At 67.9% G+C, this 17227-nt stretch carries 13 protein-coding genes and 1 other RNA gene; 4 read left to right on the forward strand and 10 right to left on the reverse strand.

The window, feature by feature from the left end; genetic code table 11:
• Positions 1-100: 100 nt before the first annotated feature.
• A complete protein-coding gene (locus MKCMC460_RS17760; RefSeq protein ID WP_236982814.1) occupies positions 101-526 on the reverse strand; it encodes an RDD family protein in 426 nt (141 codons plus the stop codon).
• A gap of 179 nt (positions 527-705) precedes the next feature.
• On the opposite strand from MKCMC460_RS17760, the gene glnA reads away from it, so the two are divergent.
• Positions 706-2142, forward strand: a complete 1437-nt coding sequence (glnA, locus tag MKCMC460_RS17765; RefSeq protein ID WP_236982812.1) for a type I glutamate--ammonia ligase — start codon at positions 706-708, stop codon at positions 2140-2142.
• A 109-nt stretch (positions 2143-2251) separates the two neighbouring features.
• Here glnA and MKCMC460_RS17770 read toward each other — a convergent pair whose 3' ends face one another.
• The 6 genes from MKCMC460_RS17770 to MKCMC460_RS17795 form a co-directional block, all read right to left on the reverse strand.
• Positions 2252-3112 (reverse strand): TIGR03619 family F420-dependent LLM class oxidoreductase, encoded by an 861-nt coding sequence (locus MKCMC460_RS17770; RefSeq protein WP_236984026.1) that lies wholly within the window; start codon positions 3110-3112, stop codon positions 2252-2254.
• Positions 3109-3732, reverse strand: a complete 624-nt coding sequence (locus MKCMC460_RS17775; RefSeq protein ID WP_370653187.1) for a PaaI family thioesterase — start codon at positions 3730-3732, stop codon at positions 3109-3111. The genes MKCMC460_RS17770 and MKCMC460_RS17775 overlap by 4 nt, the downstream gene beginning before the upstream one ends.
• A gap of 17 nt (positions 3733-3749) precedes the next feature.
• Positions 3750-6674 (reverse strand): bifunctional [glutamine synthetase] adenylyltransferase/[glutamine synthetase]-adenylyl-L-tyrosine phosphorylase, encoded by a 2925-nt coding sequence (locus MKCMC460_RS17780; RefSeq protein ID WP_236984024.1) that lies wholly within the window; start codon positions 6672-6674, stop codon positions 3750-3752.
• Between the two features lie 128 nt (positions 6675-6802).
• Positions 6803-8143, reverse strand: a complete 1341-nt coding sequence (locus tag MKCMC460_RS17785) for a glutamine synthetase family protein (protein ID WP_236982808.1) — start codon at positions 8141-8143, stop codon at positions 6803-6805.
• A gap of 68 nt (positions 8144-8211) precedes the next feature.
• A complete protein-coding gene (locus MKCMC460_RS17790; RefSeq protein WP_236984022.1) occupies positions 8212-9774 on the reverse strand; it encodes an alpha/beta hydrolase in 1563 nt (520 codons plus the stop codon).
• A 166-nt stretch (positions 9775-9940) separates the two neighbouring features.
• Positions 9941-11500, reverse strand: coding sequence for an alpha/beta hydrolase (locus MKCMC460_RS17795; protein ID WP_370652867.1), 1560 nt, complete (start codon positions 11498-11500; stop codon positions 9941-9943).
• Between the two features lie 190 nt (positions 11501-11690).
• Between MKCMC460_RS17795 and panB the strand changes: the two genes are divergently transcribed.
• Together panB and MKCMC460_RS17805 are read left to right on the forward strand one after the other, a co-directional pair.
• Positions 11691-12536 (forward strand): 3-methyl-2-oxobutanoate hydroxymethyltransferase, encoded by an 846-nt coding sequence (gene panB / locus MKCMC460_RS17800; protein WP_238304644.1) that lies wholly within the window; start codon positions 11691-11693, stop codon positions 12534-12536.
• A 96-nt stretch (positions 12537-12632) separates the two neighbouring features.
• On the forward strand, positions 12633-14168 hold the full coding sequence (locus tag MKCMC460_RS17805) for a CYTH and CHAD domain-containing protein (RefSeq protein ID WP_238304645.1): 1536 nt from the start codon (positions 12633-12635) through the stop codon (positions 14166-14168).
• A 105-nt stretch (positions 14169-14273) separates the two neighbouring features.
• Here MKCMC460_RS17805 and MKCMC460_RS17810 read toward each other — a convergent pair whose 3' ends face one another.
• The gene (locus MKCMC460_RS17810; protein WP_236982804.1) at positions 14274-14900 is read right to left on the reverse strand and encodes a thioredoxin domain-containing protein; all 627 of its coding nucleotides are present in this window, start codon (positions 14898-14900) and stop codon (positions 14274-14276) included.
• A 108-nt stretch (positions 14901-15008) separates the two neighbouring features.
• Positions 15009-15419: RNase P RNA component class A (gene rnpB / locus MKCMC460_RS17815), an RNA gene on the reverse strand.
• A 120-nt stretch (positions 15420-15539) separates the two neighbouring features.
• Here rnpB and MKCMC460_RS17820 point away from each other — a divergent pair.
• Positions 15540-16088, forward strand: a complete 549-nt coding sequence (locus MKCMC460_RS17820; RefSeq protein WP_238304646.1) for a hypothetical protein — start codon at positions 15540-15542, stop codon at positions 16086-16088.
• 11 nt (positions 16089-16099) lie between these two features.
• Here MKCMC460_RS17820 and MKCMC460_RS17825 read toward each other — a convergent pair whose 3' ends face one another.
• Complete coding sequence (locus MKCMC460_RS17825; RefSeq protein ID WP_238304647.1) at positions 16100-17227, reverse strand: bifunctional RNase H/acid phosphatase; 1128 nt, start codon at positions 17225-17227, stop codon at positions 16100-16102.

Genomic DNA, 17227 nt, shown 5'->3' on the forward strand with positions numbered 1-17227 from the left:
GCCGGGCGTCCTCAAAATGCCGGTCAAACAGCCGTTTCACCGTACATTTGAGGCCGCTCACGCCAAAGACGGCGAGGGACTCCCTCGGCGCTAGGCCCGCCTAACGGCGCCGCAGCACCGCGGTCTTGGTCACCAGATCCTGCAGCCCACGCCCGTCCGGGTCGGTGAACAGTGGCGGCACCACCAGGAAAATCAGCACGCCCCGCACCAGGGCCCGCCCGATGCCGATCGGCAGCCGGCCGTCCACCGCGCCCACCTGCAGGCCCAACGCCAACTGGCCGGGCGTGAAGCCGAACAAGCGCACCGACACCGCGCCCAGCACCAGCCACAACAACGGGATCGCCGAGGCCAGTGCGGCTTCGGAGATGGCGCCGAATCGCAACGCGAGCGCAACCAGCCCGTAGGCGATCAGCCAGTCGATCAGCAGCGCCACCACCCGCCTGCCCATCGGGGCCAGCGAACCCGGCCCGGTCTGCGGCAGGCCGAGCTTTTCCCCCGGATATCCCGGACTTGATTCCCGCGTCATCGCCGCGACCGGGCACCAGTTACGATCTTGCGGGCCATGGCCTCACAATAGGGCTCGGCATTGAGCCGGGTCCCCTTGCCGCCGCCGTGGTACGTAACGTCGGCGCAACAAGGGCTTGACCACCTGGCAACATCAGCTCCTTAGCGTCGGCCGCGAATCACCGAGTAAAGGAGCCTTCTGTGACGGAAAAGACGCCCGACGACGTCTTCAAACTAGCCAAAGACGAAAACGTCGAGTTTGTCGACGTCCGTTTCTGCGACCTGCCTGGAGTGATGCAGCACTTCACCATTCCGATCTCGTTCTTCGACGAGAGCGTCTTCGAGGACGGCCTGGCCTTCGACGGATCCTCGATTCGTGGTTTCCAGTCGATCCACGAGTCCGACATGCTGCTGCTGCCCGACACGGAGACCGCGCAGATCGACCTGTTCCGCGAAGCCAAGACGCTGAACCTGAACTTCTTCGTGCACGACCCATTCACCCTCGAGCCGTACTCGCGCGACCCGCGCAACGTGGCCCGCAAGGCGGAGAACTACCTGATCAGCACCGGGATCGCGGACACCGCGTACTTCGGCGCCGAGGCCGAGTTCTACATCTTCGACTCGGTGACCTTCGACTCGACCACCAACGGCTCGTTCTACGAGGTGGACGCGATCTCGGGGTGGTGGAACACCGGCTCACCCACCGAGGCCGACGGCAGCCCCAACCGCGGCTACAAGGTACGCCCCAAGGGTGGTTACTTCCCGGTGGCGCCCGTCGACCACTATGTCGACTTGCGCGACAAGATGCTGCAGAACCTGATCAAGGCCGGCTTCAGCCTGGAGAAGGGCCACCACGAGGTCGGCACCGGTGGGCAGGCCGAGATCAACTACAAGTTCAACACGCTGCTGCACGCGGCCGACGACATGATGCTCTACAAGTACATCGTCAAGAACACCGCGTGGGCCGAGGGCAAGACCGTCACGTTCATGCCCAAGCCGCTGTTCGGCGACAACGGGTCGGGTATGCACACCCACCAGTCGCTGTGGAAGGACGGCAACCCGCTGATGTACGACGAGACCGGCTACGCCGGCCTGTCGGACACCGCGCGCTACTACATCGGCGGCCTGCTGCACCACGCTCCGTCCCTGCTGGCGTTCACCAACCCCACGGTGAACTCCTACAAGCGGCTGGTGCCCGGCTACGAGGCCCCGATCAACCTGGTCTACAGCCAGCGCAACCGGTCGGCGTGCGTGCGTATCCCGATCACCGGCAGCAACCCGAAGGCCAAGCGGCTGGAGTTCCGTTGCCCGGACTCGTCGGGCAACCCGTACCTGGCGTTCGCGGCGATGCTCATGGCCGGCCTGGACGGCATCAAGAACAAGATCGAGCCGCAGGCCCCGGTCGACAAGGACCTCTACGAGCTGCCGCCGGAGGAGGCCGCCAACATCCCGCAGGCGCCGGTCCAGCTGTCCGCGGTGATCGACAAGCTCGAAGAGGACCACGAGTACCTCACCGAGGGCGGTGTCTTCACACCTGACCTGATCGAGACGTGGATCAGCTTCAAGCGGGAGAACGAGATCCTGCCGGTCCAGATCCGGCCTCACCCTTACGAGTTCGCGCTGTACTACGACGTTTAAGCAGTTCGGCGACAGCCCGTCCGGTGCCTACCGGGCGGGCTGTTTGCTTGTCAGCGCCGCTGCAGCGCCGCGGTGAGCGGTCTCAGCCGGCTCAGCCGTCTCAGCCGGCTCAGCCGTCGAGTCCGAGGTCGTCGCGGAAACGCCGCATCCCGTCGATCTTCTCCGCCAGCGAGGCCTTGGGCCCGGCGTAGAACATCCACGGCATGGTGATGATTCCGGTGATGCCGCCGTCTTCGGCGCGCCGGTAGTGATCCTTGGTGTAGGCGTCGGTCAGCGGCGTCAAGATGGTGAAATCGCGCATGGTCAAACCGTTTTCGGCGCGCAGCTGGCGCAGCCGGCCGATTCGCTCGATGGCGTCCTCGGTCTTGATGAAGTCGCCGATCCAGCCGTCGTAGCGGGCGGCGCGGCGCAGCGCGATGTCGCTGAGCCCGCCCACATACACCGGTATCGGCGGCGGCGTCGGCTGCATCTCCAGTCGCGGCGCCCGGTAGAACTGCCCGTCGAATTCGGTCCAGCCCGGTGACCACAGTTCGCGCATCAAGGCGATCATCTCGTCGGTGCGTTTGCCGCGGGCGGCGAACTGCTCCCCCATCAACTCGAACTCTTCGCGGCACCAGCCCACCCCGATGCCCAGTTCCACCCGGCCGGCAGCCAGAACCGCTGCGGTGCCAATCGCTTTGGCGGCCGAGTACGGGTTGCGCATCGCCGGGATGTAGACGGTGTTGACGAACTTCAGCCGGGTGGTGACCTGGGCGAGGGCGCCGACGAGCACCCACGGGTCGGGCCAGTCGGTGAAGGGCTGCCACCGGCGCTCGCCGTTCTTGGTGTAGGGGTACGGTGTCTGCAGCGTTTCCAGGTTGACGACGTGGTCGGGGATCCCGACGCCGTCGTAGCCGAGTTCGTCTGCAGCCTTGGCGATCTCGATGGTCTCCGGGGTGTTCAGGAAAGCGATGCTGACGTAGAACTTCATCGCCAGTCCCGCGCCCAAGACGGCTCGATGAAGATGCCCTCGGACTCTACGGTGACCCCGGCCGAATCCGAGATATGGCCGCGCGCAAACACTTTGACACCCTCTTTGCGGTCGATCCAGGCTTCGCAGCGCAGCGGTCCCAGCGGCGTGCCGCGCAGGTATTTCACCGTGATGGCTCCGGTGAAGCGCGGCTTGGTCAGTCCCTCGCTGGCCGCCTCGCCGAGCATCTGGTCCAGTATCAGCGCGCTGACGCCGCCGTGCACCAGCGCCGGTGGACCTTCGTATGCCGACCCGAGCTCGAACTCGGCCCAGCACCGGCCGGCGCCGTCATGGTGCACCACCAGCGGCGGGGCGATCGGATTACGCACGCCGACAACGGCATTGCTCAACGGCAGCGGCCGTCCGTCCACCCGGTAGCTCACCCCGACCGGCCGGGTCCGCTGCCGCAACGTCTGGGTGACCGTCTCGATCATGGTGCGCGCCTGGGCGACGACGTCGTCGCCGACCTCGGTGCGGATGGTGGCGTCGACGAGCTCGCGCACCGCCTCGGCCAGCGGCGCGTACAGTCCGGTCACCCGATCGGCCTCGGCCGCGCTCAACACCTCTAACAGCGCGGTCAGCGCTACCGGATCCTGGGTCAACTGCCGAACACCTTGCGTACCACGGTTTTTGCCCGTCGGGTTACCCGCAGGTAGTTGTCCAGGAACTCCCCGCCGTCGTCGTTGTGCCAGCCCGCGGCCACCGCGACCGCGTTGAGCTGACGGCCCGGTCCGGGCAGCTGATCGGTGGGCTTGCCGCGGACCAGTACCAGTGCGTTGCGGGCCCGGGTGGCCGTCAGCCACGCCTGCCGCAGCAGGTCGACTTCGTCCGCGGCGACCAGCCCGTGCTCGGCGATCACATCGAGGGACTGCAGCGTCGAGGTGTTGTGCAGGGCCGGGATCTCGTGGGCATGCCGCAACTGCAGCAGTTGCACGGTCCACTCGATGTCGGCCAGTCCGCCGCGGCCCAGCTTGGTGTGGGTGTTGGGGTCGGCACCCCGCGGCAGCCGCTCGGACTCGATGCGCGCTTTGATCCGGCGGATCTCCTGCACCGCCTCGGCCGACACCCCGTTGGGTGGGTAGCGCGTCTTGTCGATCATCAGCAGGAACCGTTGACCCAACTCGGCGTCGCCGGCCACCGCGTGCGCCCGCAGCAGCGCCTGGATCTCCCAGGCTTGCGCCCACTGCGCGTAGTAGGCCTCATAGGAGGCCAGCGTGCGGACCATCGGGCCGTTGCGGCCTTCGGGCCGCAGGTTGGCGTCGACCTCCAGCGGCGGATCGACACTGGGCGTACCCAGCTGCTTGCGCACCTGTTCGGCGACCGTCGTCGCCCATTTCACGGCCACCGAATCTTCGACGCCTTCGGCCGGCTGGCACACGTACATGACGTCGGCGTCCGAACCGTAGCCGAGTTCGGCGCCACCGAGTCGGCCCATCCCGATGACCGCGATCGCCGCCGGCGCCTTGCCGTCGGCGGGCAGGCTGGCTCGCACCACCGCATCCAGCGCGGCCTGCAGCACCGCCACCCACACCGAGGTCAGCGCGGCGCAGACCTCGGTGACTTCGAGCATGCCGAGCAGGTCCGCCGAACCGATCCGGGCCAGTTCCCGACGGCGCAGTGTGCGCGCCGAGGCGACGGCCCGGGCCGGGTCGCTCTGCCGGCCCGCGGAGGCGACCAGCGCACGGGCCACCGCCGCGGGGTCGGTCTCGAGCAGTTTGGGGCCGGCGGTGCCGTCGCCGTAGGACTGGATGACCTCGGGTGCGCGCATCAGCAGATCCGGCACGAACATCGAGGTGCCCAGCACATGCATCAGGCGCCGACCCACCGTCGGTTTGTCGCGCAGCGTGGCCAGGTACCAGGTTTGGGAGGCCAGCGCCTCGCTGAGTTTGCGGTAGGCCAGCAGACCGCCGTCGGGGTCCGGGGCATAGGAAAGCCAGTCCAGCAGCCGTGGTAGCAGCACCGACTGCACCCGCCCACGCCGTCCGCTCTGATTCACCAGCGCCGACATGTGCTTCAAGGCGATCTGCGGGGCCTCGTACCCCAGCGCGGCGAGCTGACGTTCGGCGGCCTCCGAGGTCATGCCGCGTCCGGCGATCTCCAGTCCGGGCGGTCCGATCGATTCGAGCAGCGGCTGGTAGAACAGCTTGGCGTGCAACCGCGACACCCGCACGTTCTGGTGTTTGAGTTCTTCGCGCAGTACCCCGGCGGCGTCGTGGCGCCCGTCGGGGCGGATGTGGGCGGCGCGGGCCAGCCAGCGCACCCCCTCCTCGTCGTCGCTTTCGGGCAGCAGGTGGGTGCGCTTGAGCCGCTGCAGCTGCAGCCGGTGCTCGAGTAGGCGCAGGAACTCATAGGAGGCGATCAGGTTCGCGGTGTCCTCGCGCCCGATGTAGCCGCCCTCGCCCAGCGCCGTCAGCGCGTCGACGGTGGACGCCACGTGCAGCGACTCGTCGCTGCGGCCGTGCACGAGCTGCAGGAGCTGCGCGGCGAACTCCACGTCGCGCAGCCCGCCGCTGCCCAGTTTGAGTTCTCGGCCGCGGACATCGGCGGGCACCAGCTGCTCGACGCGGCGCCGCATGGCCTGCACCTCGGGCACGAAATCCTCGCGCTCGCAGGCGGTCCACACCATCGGCGTCAGCGCCTCGAGGTAACGCTGAGCCAGCTCGGGGTCGCCGGCGGCGGCGCGGGCCTTCATCAGCGCCTGGAATTCCCAGGTCTTGGCCCAGCGCTGGTAATAGGCGACATGGGACTCCACGGTGCGAACCAGCTCGCCGTGCCGGCCCTCCGGGCGCAGGCCGGCGTCCACCTCGAAGAACGCCGACGACGCCACCCGCATCATCTCCCCGGCGACGCGGGTGGTGAGCGGGTCGGCGTTCTCGCCGACGAAGATCACGTCGACGTCGCTGACGTAGTTCAGTTCCCGCGCCCCGCATTTGCCCATCGCGATGACCGCCAGCCGCGGGGCCTGCCGGTCGCCGCACACGGTGCCCTCGGCCACCCGCAGCGCCGCCGCCAACGCGGCGTCGGCGAGGTCGGACAGGTGGGCGCCGACGGTGACGAACGGCAGCACCGGCTCGTCCTCCACGGTGGGCGCCAGGTCTAATGCGGCCAGCACCAGCAGCCGGTCGCGGTAGAGAACCTTCAGTCGGTGCACGATGGTGCCCGGCGCTCCGGAGAATTCCTCGACACATTGCAGGAAGGCGCGGGTCAGCTGGTCCCGGTTCGGTAGTTTGACGTTGCCGCGCAACAGCTTCCAGGACTGCGGGTTGGCGGCCAGATGGTCGCCCAGCGCCAGCGACGAGCCCAGCACCGCGAACAGCCGTCCGCGCAGACTGCGTTCGCCGAGCAGCGCCGCGTTCAGCTCGTCCCATCCGGTGTCGGGGTTCTCCGACAGCCGGATCAGCGCGCGCAGCGCGGCGTCGGCGTCCGGGGCGCGCGACAGCGACCACAACAGGTCGACGTGCGCCTGGTCGTCGTGTTGGTCCCAGCCCAGTTGCGCGATCTGGTCACCAGCCCGGCGGTCCATCAGTCCGAGCCGGCCGACGCTGGGCAACTTGGGTCGTTGCGTCGCGGGCTTAGTCACGACACGCGCCGACGACGAAGCGGAGCGGTCAGGAGGAGTGGCGCCACAGATACCGACGGTAGCGCAACGCGCTACAGCGACAGATACGACCGCAACTCGAACGGCGTCACATGGCTGCGGTAGTTCGCCCACTCGGCGCGCTTGTTACGCAGGAAGAAGTCGAATACGTGCTCCCCCAACGCTTCTGCGACCAGTTCGGAGGACTCCATGGCGCGCAGCGCGTTGTCCAGGCTGGTGGGCAGCTCGCGGTAGCCCATGGTGCGGCGTTCCTCCGGTGTGAGGTCCCACACGTTGTCCTCGGCCTGCGGACCCAGCACGTATCCCTTCTCGACTCCGCGCAGTCCGGCGGCCAGCAGCACCGCGAACGCCAGGTAGGGGTTGCACGCCGAGTCCGGGCTGCGCACCTCGACGCGTCGCGACGAGGTCTTGTGCGGCGTGTACATCGGCACCCGCACCAGCGCCGAACGGTTGGCCGCACCCCAGGACGCGGCGGTGGGCGCCTCGCCGCCGTGCACCAGCCGCTTGTAGGAGTTCACCCACTGGTTGGTGACGGCGCTGATCTCCGAGGCGTGCTCCAGGATTCCCGCGATGAAGGATTTGCCGACTTCGGACAATTGCAGCGGGTCGTCGTCGCTGTGGAAGGCGTTGACGTCCCCCTCGAACAGGCTCATGTGGGTGTGCATCGCCGAACCGGGGTGCTGGCCGAACGGCTTGGGCATGAAGGTCGCCCGCACGCCCTCCTCCAGCGCCACCTCTTTCATGATGTAGCGGAAGGTCATCACGTTGTCGGCCATGGACAGTGCGTCGGCGAACCGCAGGTCGATCTCCTGCTGGCCGGGCGCGCCCTCGTGGTGGCTGAATTCCACCGAGATGCCCATGAATTCCAGCGCCTCGACGGCGTGGCGGCGGAACTTCGACGCCGACTCGTGCACCGCCTGATCGAAGTAGCCGGCGTTGTCGATCGGAGTGGGTTCACTGCCGTCTTCGGCGCCGGGCTGCAGCAGGAAGAACTCGATTTCGGGGTGCACGTAGCAGGAGAAGCCGAGGTCGTTGGCCTTCTGCAGCTGGCGGCGCAACACGTGCCGCGGGTCGGCCCAGGACGGCGAACCGTCCGGCATGGTGATGTCGCAGAACATCCGCGCGGAGTGGTGGTGGCCGGCCTTGGTCGCCCAGGGCAGCACCTGGAAGGTGGACGGGTCGGGGTGCGCGACGGTGTCGGACTCCGAGACCCGGGCGAAGCCCTCGATCGAGGATCCGTCGAAGCCGATGCCCTCTTCGAAGGCGCCCTCGAGTTCGGCCGGTGCGATCGCCACCGACTTGAGGAAACCGAGCACGTCGGTGAACCACAGTCGGACGAAGCGGATGTCGCGCTCTTCCAGGGTGCGGAGTACGAACTCCTTCTGGCGATCCATACCCGCACACTAGGCACGGTCTGTTAAATCGGTGTTACGGACGCCACGCCAGACACGTTGCGCGGGCGCTACGCCCGGCACCGCAAGTTCGGTGGCGGCGGCGTCAGATCCATGAAGTACCGCATCACCGCGGCGTCCACGCAATTGTTCCCGTCGAACACGACGGTGTGCTGGGTTCCGTCGAAGGAGATGAGCGAGCCGCCCAGTTGACGGGCCAGGTCCACCCCCGCCTGATAGGGGGTGGCCGGATCGTGGGTGGTGGAGACCACCACCACTTTTCCGGCCGGAGCGGGCGCGGCGGCGTGTGGTGTCGAGGTCGGCGGCACCGGCCACAGCGCGCAGATGTCACGCGGGGCCGACCCGGTGAACTGTCCGAAGCTGGTGAAGGGGGCCACTTCGCGCAGGCGCCGGTCGGCGGTGACCCAGGAGGCGGCGTCGGTGGGCGTCGGCGCGTCGACGCATCGAATCGCGTTGAACGCATCCTGGCCGTTGTCGTAGTGGCCCTGCTTGTCGCGGCCGTTGTAGTCGTCGGCCAGCACCAGCAGATCGCCCGCGTCGGTGCCGCGCTGCAGACCCAGCAGGCCGCTGGTCAGATATTTCCAATGCTGCGGGGTGTAGAGCGCGTTGATGGTGCCGGTGCTGGCGTCGGCGTAGCTCAGGCCGCGCGGGTCGGACGTCTTGCCCGGCTTGGTCACCAGCGGATCGATCAGTGCGTGGTAGCGGTTGACCCATTGGGCGGGGTCGGTGCCCAGCGGGCAAGCGGTCGACTTGGCGCAGTCGGCGGCGTAGTCGTTGAACGCCGTCTGAAAGCCCGCCATCTGGTTGATGGTCTGCTCGATCGGCCCGATCGTCGGGTCGATGGCGCCGTCGAGCACCATGGCCCGCACGTGCGGGGCGAACCGTTCGATGTAGGCGGTGCCCAACTCGGTGCCGTAGCTGTAGCCCAGATAGTTGATCTGCTCGTCACCGAGCGCCTGGCGCACCATGTCCATGTCCCGGGCCGTCGACGCGGTGCCGATGTTGGCCAGGAACGCCTGACCCATCCGCTGGGCGCACTGCTGGGCCAACTGCCGGTACACCCCCTCGATGCGGGCCACCCCGGCCGGGCTGTAATCGACCATCGGGTCGCGCCGGTAGGCGTCGAATTCGGCGTCGCTGCGGCAGCGCAATTCCGGTGTCGAGTGGCCGACGCCGCGGGGGTCGAAGCCCACCAGATCGAAATGACGGGCGATGTCGGTGTCCTTGAGGTTGGCGGCCATTCCGGCGACCAGGTCGACCGCCGAGGCGCCGGGTCCGCCCGGGTTCAACAACAGCGACCCGAGTCGCTGGCCGCTGGCCGGAACCCGGATCACCGCCAGCTTCGCTTGTGCGCCAGCGGGTTTGTCGTAGTCAACGGGTACCGCCACGGTCGCGCACTGCGCGGAGGGCAGGTCGGTCAGGTCGCCGACGAAATCGCGGCACGATCCCCAGCCCTGCTGTGCCGTCGCGGCCGGCGCCGCGGGGAGCTGGTTCTGCCCGGTTCCGGGATCCGGTTCGGGAGTTGCGGCGGCAAGCGGCTCCTGCCCGCAGATGACCAGTCCGAACGACAACAGCGCCGAGCTCACCGTTCTCAGGCGCAACATGGCCGAAATCGTCTCACCTTCCGCAGGGGCAGTTGGACGCGAAACGATTACTCCTTGGTTTCGAATCGATCGCCCACGGCCTGTCCACCAGCCCCCGACGCCGACAGTGATTCTCACGACGCGACGCGCCGGCGCAGCGTCGTGAGAATCGCGGTGGGCGCAGGGTTGCGGGCCGTCAGCACGTCGCGCCGCTGGGCGGCGCCGTGCCGTTGACCAGGTACGCGGTGATGTGGTCGTCGATGCAGTTGTTGCCCTGGAACACCACCGTGTGCTGGGTTCCGTTGTAGGTGAGCAGCGAGCCGTGCAGCTGGTTAGCCAGGTCCACCCCAGCCTGGTACGGCGTCGCCGGGTCGTGGGTGGTCGACACCACGACGGTCGGTGGCAGACCGGGTGCGGTGACGGCGTGCGGGCGGCTGGTCGGCGGCACCGGCCAGAACGCGCAGGTGCCCAGTGGTGCGAATCCGGTGAACTTGCCGTAGCTCATGAACGGTGCGAGCTCACGGGACCGGCGATCCTCGTCGACCACCTTGGCGCGGTCGGTGATCGGCGGCTGATCGACGCAGTTGATGGCCACCCGGGCGTCGGTGGAGTTGTTGTAGTGGCCGTGCGAGTCGCGGCGCATGTACATGTCGGCCAGCGCCAGCATGGTGTCGCCGCGGTGTTCGTCGGCCAGTTCTTTCAGACCGTCGGTCAGGTGGTGCCACAGGTTCGGTGAGTACAACGCCATGATGGTGCCCACGATCGCGTCGCTGTAGCTCAGCCCGCGCGGGTCTTTCGTCTTCGCGGGCCTGCCCACCTGCAGGTTGTCGGGGTCGACCAGGGGGTCGATCAAATCGTGGTAGACCGCGACGGCCTTGGCCGGGTCGTTGCCCAGCGGGCAGCTCGGGTCTTTGGCGCAGTCGGCGGCGTAGTCGTCGAACGCGTCCTGAAATCCCTTGGCCTGCCGCAGGTCCGCTTCGATCGGATCGGCGTTGGGATCCACCGCGCCGTCCAGGATCATCGCCCGCACGTTCTGCGGGAAGGCCTCCGCGTAGGCCGAGCCGATTCGGGTGCCGTAGGAGTAGCCCAGGTAGGTCAGCTTGGCGTCGCCCAGCGCTTTGCGGATCTCGTCAAGATCCCGCGCGACGGCGACCGTCCCGACGTTGGCCAGGAATTCCTTGCCCATCTTGTCGACGCAGCGCTGCACGAACTGCTTGGTCTCGTTCTCCATGTGCTCCACGCCGGCCTGGCTGTAGTCGACGTTCGGTTCGGTCCGCAGCCGGTCGTTGTCGGCGTCGGAGTTGCACCAGATCGCGGGGCGGGAATTCGACACGCCGCGCGGGTCGAAGCCCACCAGGTCGAAGTGTTCGTGCACCCGCTTGGGCAGCGAGGAGAAGATGCCCAGCGCCGCCTCGACGCCGGACTCGCCGGGTCCCCCGGGGTTGATCACCAGCGAACCGATTTTCTCCCCGCTGGCCGGGAACCTGATCAGCGCCAGCGATGCCGTGCCGGCGTCGGGATGGGCATAGTCGACGGGCACGGCCAGCTTGCCGCACATGGCGTTGCCCGGAATCTTCGTGTTGGGGTTGGAGCTGCGGCACGGCGTCCACACCACCGGCTGGCCCAGCCGCGGCTCGGCCATGTGTGCCCGTCCGGCGACCACGCGGACGCAGCCCGCCGAAGTCAGTACCACAGCGGCCAGCGCGGTCCAGACCAGCAGTGAGCGCGCGATTCTGTCGCGGCGAGTCAGGCACATGGGTCCCAATCGTGCCAGAGAGCGTGCACATTCCTGGTCAGCGGCCGAACCGGCCCTAGCGCGGACGCACGCCGATGGCGTTTCTCACACCTCGGTGCGCCCGCAGCAACGAGGTGGCAGAATGACGGGGTCAGACGAACCCGGGGACCCGGTAGGGCCTCGAGGATCGACCCGACCACCAATTAGGACAATGATGTCTGAGAACGTCTATGGTTCGAATTCTGCTGCCGTCTCGGCGCCGCGGCCCAAGATCCGCACCCACCACCTGCAGAAATGGAAGGCCGAAGGCCACAAGTGGGGAATGCTGACGGCCTATGACTACTCGACCGCGCGGGTCTTCGAGGAAGCCGGCATCCCGGTGCTGCTGGTCGGCGACTCCGCCGCCAACGTCGTGTACGGCTACGACACCACGGTGCCGATCTCGATCGACGAGTTGATCCCGCTGGTCCGCGGTGTGGTGCGGGGCGCGCCGCACGCACTGGTCGTCGCAGACCTGCCGTTCGGTAGCTACGAGGGCGGGCCCGCTATGGCGCTGGCCTCGGCCACCCGGTTCATGAAGGAGGGCGGCGCGCACGCCGTCAAGCTGGAGGGCGGCGAGCGGGTCGCCGAGCAGATCGCGTGCCTGACCGCGGCGGGCATCCCGGTGATGGCCCACATCGGCTTCACCCCGCAGAGCGTGAACACCCTCGGCGGCTTCAAGGTGCAGGGCCGCGGTGATGCCGCCGAACAGACCGTCCACGACGCGATCGCGGTCGCCGAAGCGGGTGCGTTCGCCGTGGTGATGGAGATGGTGCCGGCCGAGCTGGCCACCCAGATCACCGGGAAGCTGACCATCCCGACGGTGGGCATCGGGGCCGGGCCCAACTGCGACGGCCAGGTGCTGGTCTGGCAGGACATGGCCGGGATGAGCGGCGGCAAGGCCGCCCGGTTCGTCAAGCGATTCGCCGATGTGGGTGACCAATTGCGGCGCGCCGCAATGCAATACGCCGACGAGGTGGCCAGCGGCGCCTTCCCGGCCGACGAGCACTGCTTCTAGAACTTCTCAGCGACGGACGGTCCTGAGCCGGTTCGTTAATTTTGGTGTGGCACCCTATGTGCGACCCCTGACCCATGCGCTCTCCCGGAGAAGAAGATGCCTACTAAGGCGCCAAAGTCGGCGCGACATTTGGAGGTCGAGCGCAAGTTCGACGTCGTCGAGTCGACGGTGACACCGTCGTTCGAGGGCATCGCGGCGGTGGCCCGAGTCGAGAAATCGCCCACCGAGGAGCTCGACGCGGTCTACTTCGACACCCCGGGGCAGGATCTGGCACGCAACCGGATCACGTTGCGCCGCCGCACCGGCGGGTCGGACGCGGGCTGGCACTTGAAGTTGCCGGCCGGCCCCGATTCCCGCACCGAGATCCACGCTCCCCTGGACGCGTCCGACTCCGACACCGTGCCGGCCGAGTTGCTGGACGTGGTGCTGGCGATCGTCCGCGACCGCCCGGTCGAACCGGTCGCGCGCATCACCACCCGCCGCGAGATCCAGGTGCTCTACGGCGCCGACGGCGCCGCGCTGGCCGAGTTCTGCAACGACCACGTCACGGCGTGGTCGGCCGCGGACACCGACGACACCGGCCCCGCCGAGCAACAGTGGCGCGAATGGGAACTCGAATTGCGCGGAACCGACGAGAAGCGCAACGGCAACGCGGATCTCCAGCTGCTCGACCGGCTGAGCAACCGCCTGCTGGATGCCGGCGCGGCGCCGGCCGGGCACGGCTCGAAGCTGGCCAAGGTGCTGGGCTCGACGGCGCAGCCCGCGCCGGGTCCCGAGCCGACCGACCCGGTCCATCGCGCTGTGGCCCAGCAAGTCGACGAGCTGCTGGTGTGGGACCGTGCCGTGCGCGCCGACGTCTTCGACTCGGTCCATCAGATGCGGGTGACCACGCGCAAGATCCGCAGTCTGCTCAAGGAATCCCGGGAATCGTTCGGGTTGGCCGACGACGCCTGGGTTCTCGACGAGATGCGCGAGCTCGCCGGGGTGCTGGGGGTGGCGCGCGACGCCGAGGTGCTCGGCGAGCGTTACGAGCGCGCGCTGAAGAGTCTGGATCCCGCGTTGGTTCGCGGACCGGTGTGGGAACGCCTGGTCGACGGCGCCCAGCGTCGCTATCAGGCGGGGCTGCGGCGCTCGCTGAGTGCGATGCGGTCCAAGCGCTACTTCCGGTTACTGGACGCGCTGGACGCGATTGCGACGGCGCCGCCGGTCACCGTGTCGGGACAGGAACCTGCGCCGGTGACGATCGACGCGGCGTATCGGGGGGTGCGCAAGGCCGCGAAGAAGGCCCTGGCAGCCGAGAAAGTTGCCGAGCAGGCCGCCGACGCCGACGAGGCGCTGCACGCAATCCGCAAGCGCGCCAAGCGTTTGCGTTATACCGCGGCGGCCACCGGCGCCAACCGCGTGGCCCAGCAGGCCAAGGTCATCCAGACGTTGCTGGGTGACCATCAAGACAGCGCGGTCAGCCGCGAGCACCTGCTGACGCAGGCCGACCTCGCCCACGCCGCCGGCGAAGACACCTTCACCTACGGGTTGCTATACCAGTTGGAGAGCGACCTGGCCGACTCCAGCCGTCAGCAGTTGGATGCGGCGCTGAGCGCACTGGACAAGGCGGTGCGCGCCGACCGGCGCTGAAGCTGAGCGCGGGAGACGTTTTCAGCTGCGGCGGGTGAGCGAGTTTCCAGGCCCGGCGTCCAGTACCGCCGCCGGGAGTTTCCTGAACGCAGCCCCAATCTCAGGTCAGCGCGGGAGACGGTCGAGCCAGTCAGTGTTTCCGTCAACCGATTTACCGCCGATGACGACCGTGGGCACGCCGGGCTCGGGCAGATCGCGCAGCAAGGCGAGGTTGTTCGCGGCGATGGTGCGCGCGTCGTAGGGCACGGGCAGGCCGAGCTTGATCAGTTCCTGCGCCGACGGCGGCGCCCCGACGCGGTCGGCCAGACCAGCGAGCTGATCGTTGCTCAGATCTGTCGCACCTTCTTCTTTAGGTTGCTGATCGGCGGAGAAGATCTGCTCGATGAACTGCCAGCTGATGTCGCTCGACTGCGAGTGATCGGCGACGATGAAGGACGCGTAAATGGCACGGACGTCGTAAGTGCCGCTGGCCGAGTACTTTTCGAGGAAGTTGACGAATCGCAGATCGATATGCAGACGACCGGCCTCGATGCGGCGACCGATCTCGGCGCCCTGCTCGCGGAGCAACCTCCCGCTGTAGGGGCACAGCGGGTCCAGGTACAACTCGATCTGGCCCGGGGCCGCCGGGTCGCCGATCGACAGGATGTCACCGGCCGGCGCGGCATCGGCCGCATACGCGGGTCCGGCGCCGGGGATACACACCAGGATCACCCCGAGGAGGCCGAGCGTCATCGCGACAGCAAGCGATGTTCCTGCGGGCCGTTTCACGAAGGAGATTCCGGTGGCGCTCGCCGTCATGGTCACCATCATGTCGGACGGGTCAGGTCAGCGAGCGCGGGGCGGACGAGTTGGCCTGTAAGCCGGATTCTGTTCCCCACCGCCGCGGCGTTAACCAACGGCGGCACGGCGGCGACCATCCATCTGGACACACCGTTGCCGGGTGCCTCGAGCGGCCTACCCGCAGACTCGGGCGAGCAGCCCTCGGGCGTCTGCGCGACCGCACTTGTGGTGCGGCCATTCTTGGCCTTGCTTCGGGTGGGGTTTGCCGAGCCATCCCGGTCACCCGGGATGCTGGTGCGCTCTTACCGCACCGTTTCACCCTTACCACCGCGAGGGTGGCGGTCTGTTCTCTGTGGCACTTTCCCGCGAGTCACCTCGGATTGCCGTTAGCAATCACCCTGCTCTGTGAAGTCCGGACTTTCCTCGACACGGAGCTACCCGAGCCCGTGCCGCGGCCGCCCAGCCAACTCGTCCGCGTCGAACACCGTACCCCGCACGAGAAGTGCAGGCCAGCGTGGACAAGTTCGCCCGGGACCGCTATGTGGAATAAGCCGGGGAATTCCGCCCGGATCCGCGCCCATACTGAGATTCATGAGGTCGTCCATCTTCGTCTGGCTGTCGGTCGTTGCCGCACTGCCGGTGTTCGCCCCCACCGCGGCCGCAGATCCCGACCAGTTCCCGAGTCTGAGCTACTACGGCGCGGTCAACACCGCCGATTACCAGAATTACTCGGCCTACATGACCTCCGGTGTGCAATTCGCGACCCCGACCGGCTATCGGTGCCGGATGATGTTCGTGCACAAGCAGAACGGCGCGTACATGTCTTGTTGGGGAAGCCTGCCGGGCACCGAGTACAACCACGTCGGATTGGTTTATGCGCCCGGCGTGAGCAAGGACGCGGCGGTCTTCTCGAACGTCGATCTGTCGGCGATGGACGCCATTCCGTCCGGCCCCGGCGTGACCGGCCGCTCCTTGACCGCCCAGGACTACAAATTGCTGCCCATTCACAGCAAGATCGTCTACACCGACGGGCCGCTGCAGACGTGCGGCGTGGATCAGACGATGACCGCCTGCGAACTCGTCGACGGCGAGCAAAAACACGGGTTCGTCATCTCGCCGCAGGGCAGCTGGGTTTTTTAACGCGTCCTCGCTCAGAGGTAGGCCGTCTGGTTGACCAGACGGACCGACGACGCCCCGTCGGGATAGAACTCGGCGATGCTCAGCGAGGCGAGGTCCAGATGCAGCCGGTACAGCATGCCCGACCCGGCGTCCAATGCCATCCGCAGCAGCATCTTGATCGGCGTGACATGGGAGACCACCAGCACGTTTTCGCCGCCGTGGGCGGCGATGATGCGGTCGCGGCAGCGGCGAACCCGGCGCAGCACGTCGTCGAAACTCTCTCCGCCCGGCGGGACGGTGCCGGTGTCGTAGAGCCAGCGGCGGTGCAGTTCGGGGTCGCGTGCTGCTGCCTCGCCGAAGGTCAACCCCTCCCACGCTCCGAAGTCGGTCTCGATCAGATCTTCGTCGACGGTGACGTCGAGGCCGAGCGCCCGGGCTGCCGTCGTCGCGGTGTCGTGGGCGCGCTGCAGCGGTGAGGAGATCACCGCCGCGATCCCCCTGCGCTGGTTCAGATATCGGGCCGCCAATCCCGCTTGGCGCCAACCGACTTCGTTCAGCGGCGGGTTGCCGCGACCCGAGTAGCGACGCTGCGCCGAGAACTCGGTCTGCCCATGGCGCAACAGCAGCAGCCGGGTCGGGGTGCCGCGGGCGCCGGTCCAGCCCGGGCCGATGGTCGCGTCGGCCGGGGTCTGCGTCGCCGCCTTGCGAGCCGCGTCGTTGAGCGGCACCGCGACCTTCTCATCGCGCCGGTCGGTCTGGGCCGCCGCGTCCATGGCCTCGTTGGCAAGCCGGTCGGCGTACGCGTTCTGTTCCCGGGAGATCCACGAATAGCTGATCCGGCGAAACCGCGACGCCAGCGCCTGCGCCTGCGCGTGCAGTTCCACCAGGTCGGGGTGCTTGACCTTCCAGCGCCCCGACATCTGCTCGACCACCAGCTTGGAGTCCATCAGGACCGACACCTCGGTGGCGCCCATCTTCACCGCGTCGTCGAGGCCGGCGATCAGTCCCCGGTACTCGGCGACGTTGTTGGTGGCGCGCCCGATGGCGTGCTTGGACTCGGCCAGCACGGTCTGGCGATCCGCGCTGAACACCACCGCGCCGTAGCCGGCGGGCCCCGGGTTACCCCGCGACCCGCCGTCGGCTTCGATGACGACTTTCAC

This window comes from Mycobacterium sp. 20KCMC460, assembly GCF_022179425.1.
Classification (GTDB): domain Bacteria; phylum Actinomycetota; class Actinomycetes; order Mycobacteriales; family Mycobacteriaceae; genus Mycobacterium; species Mycobacterium kiyosense.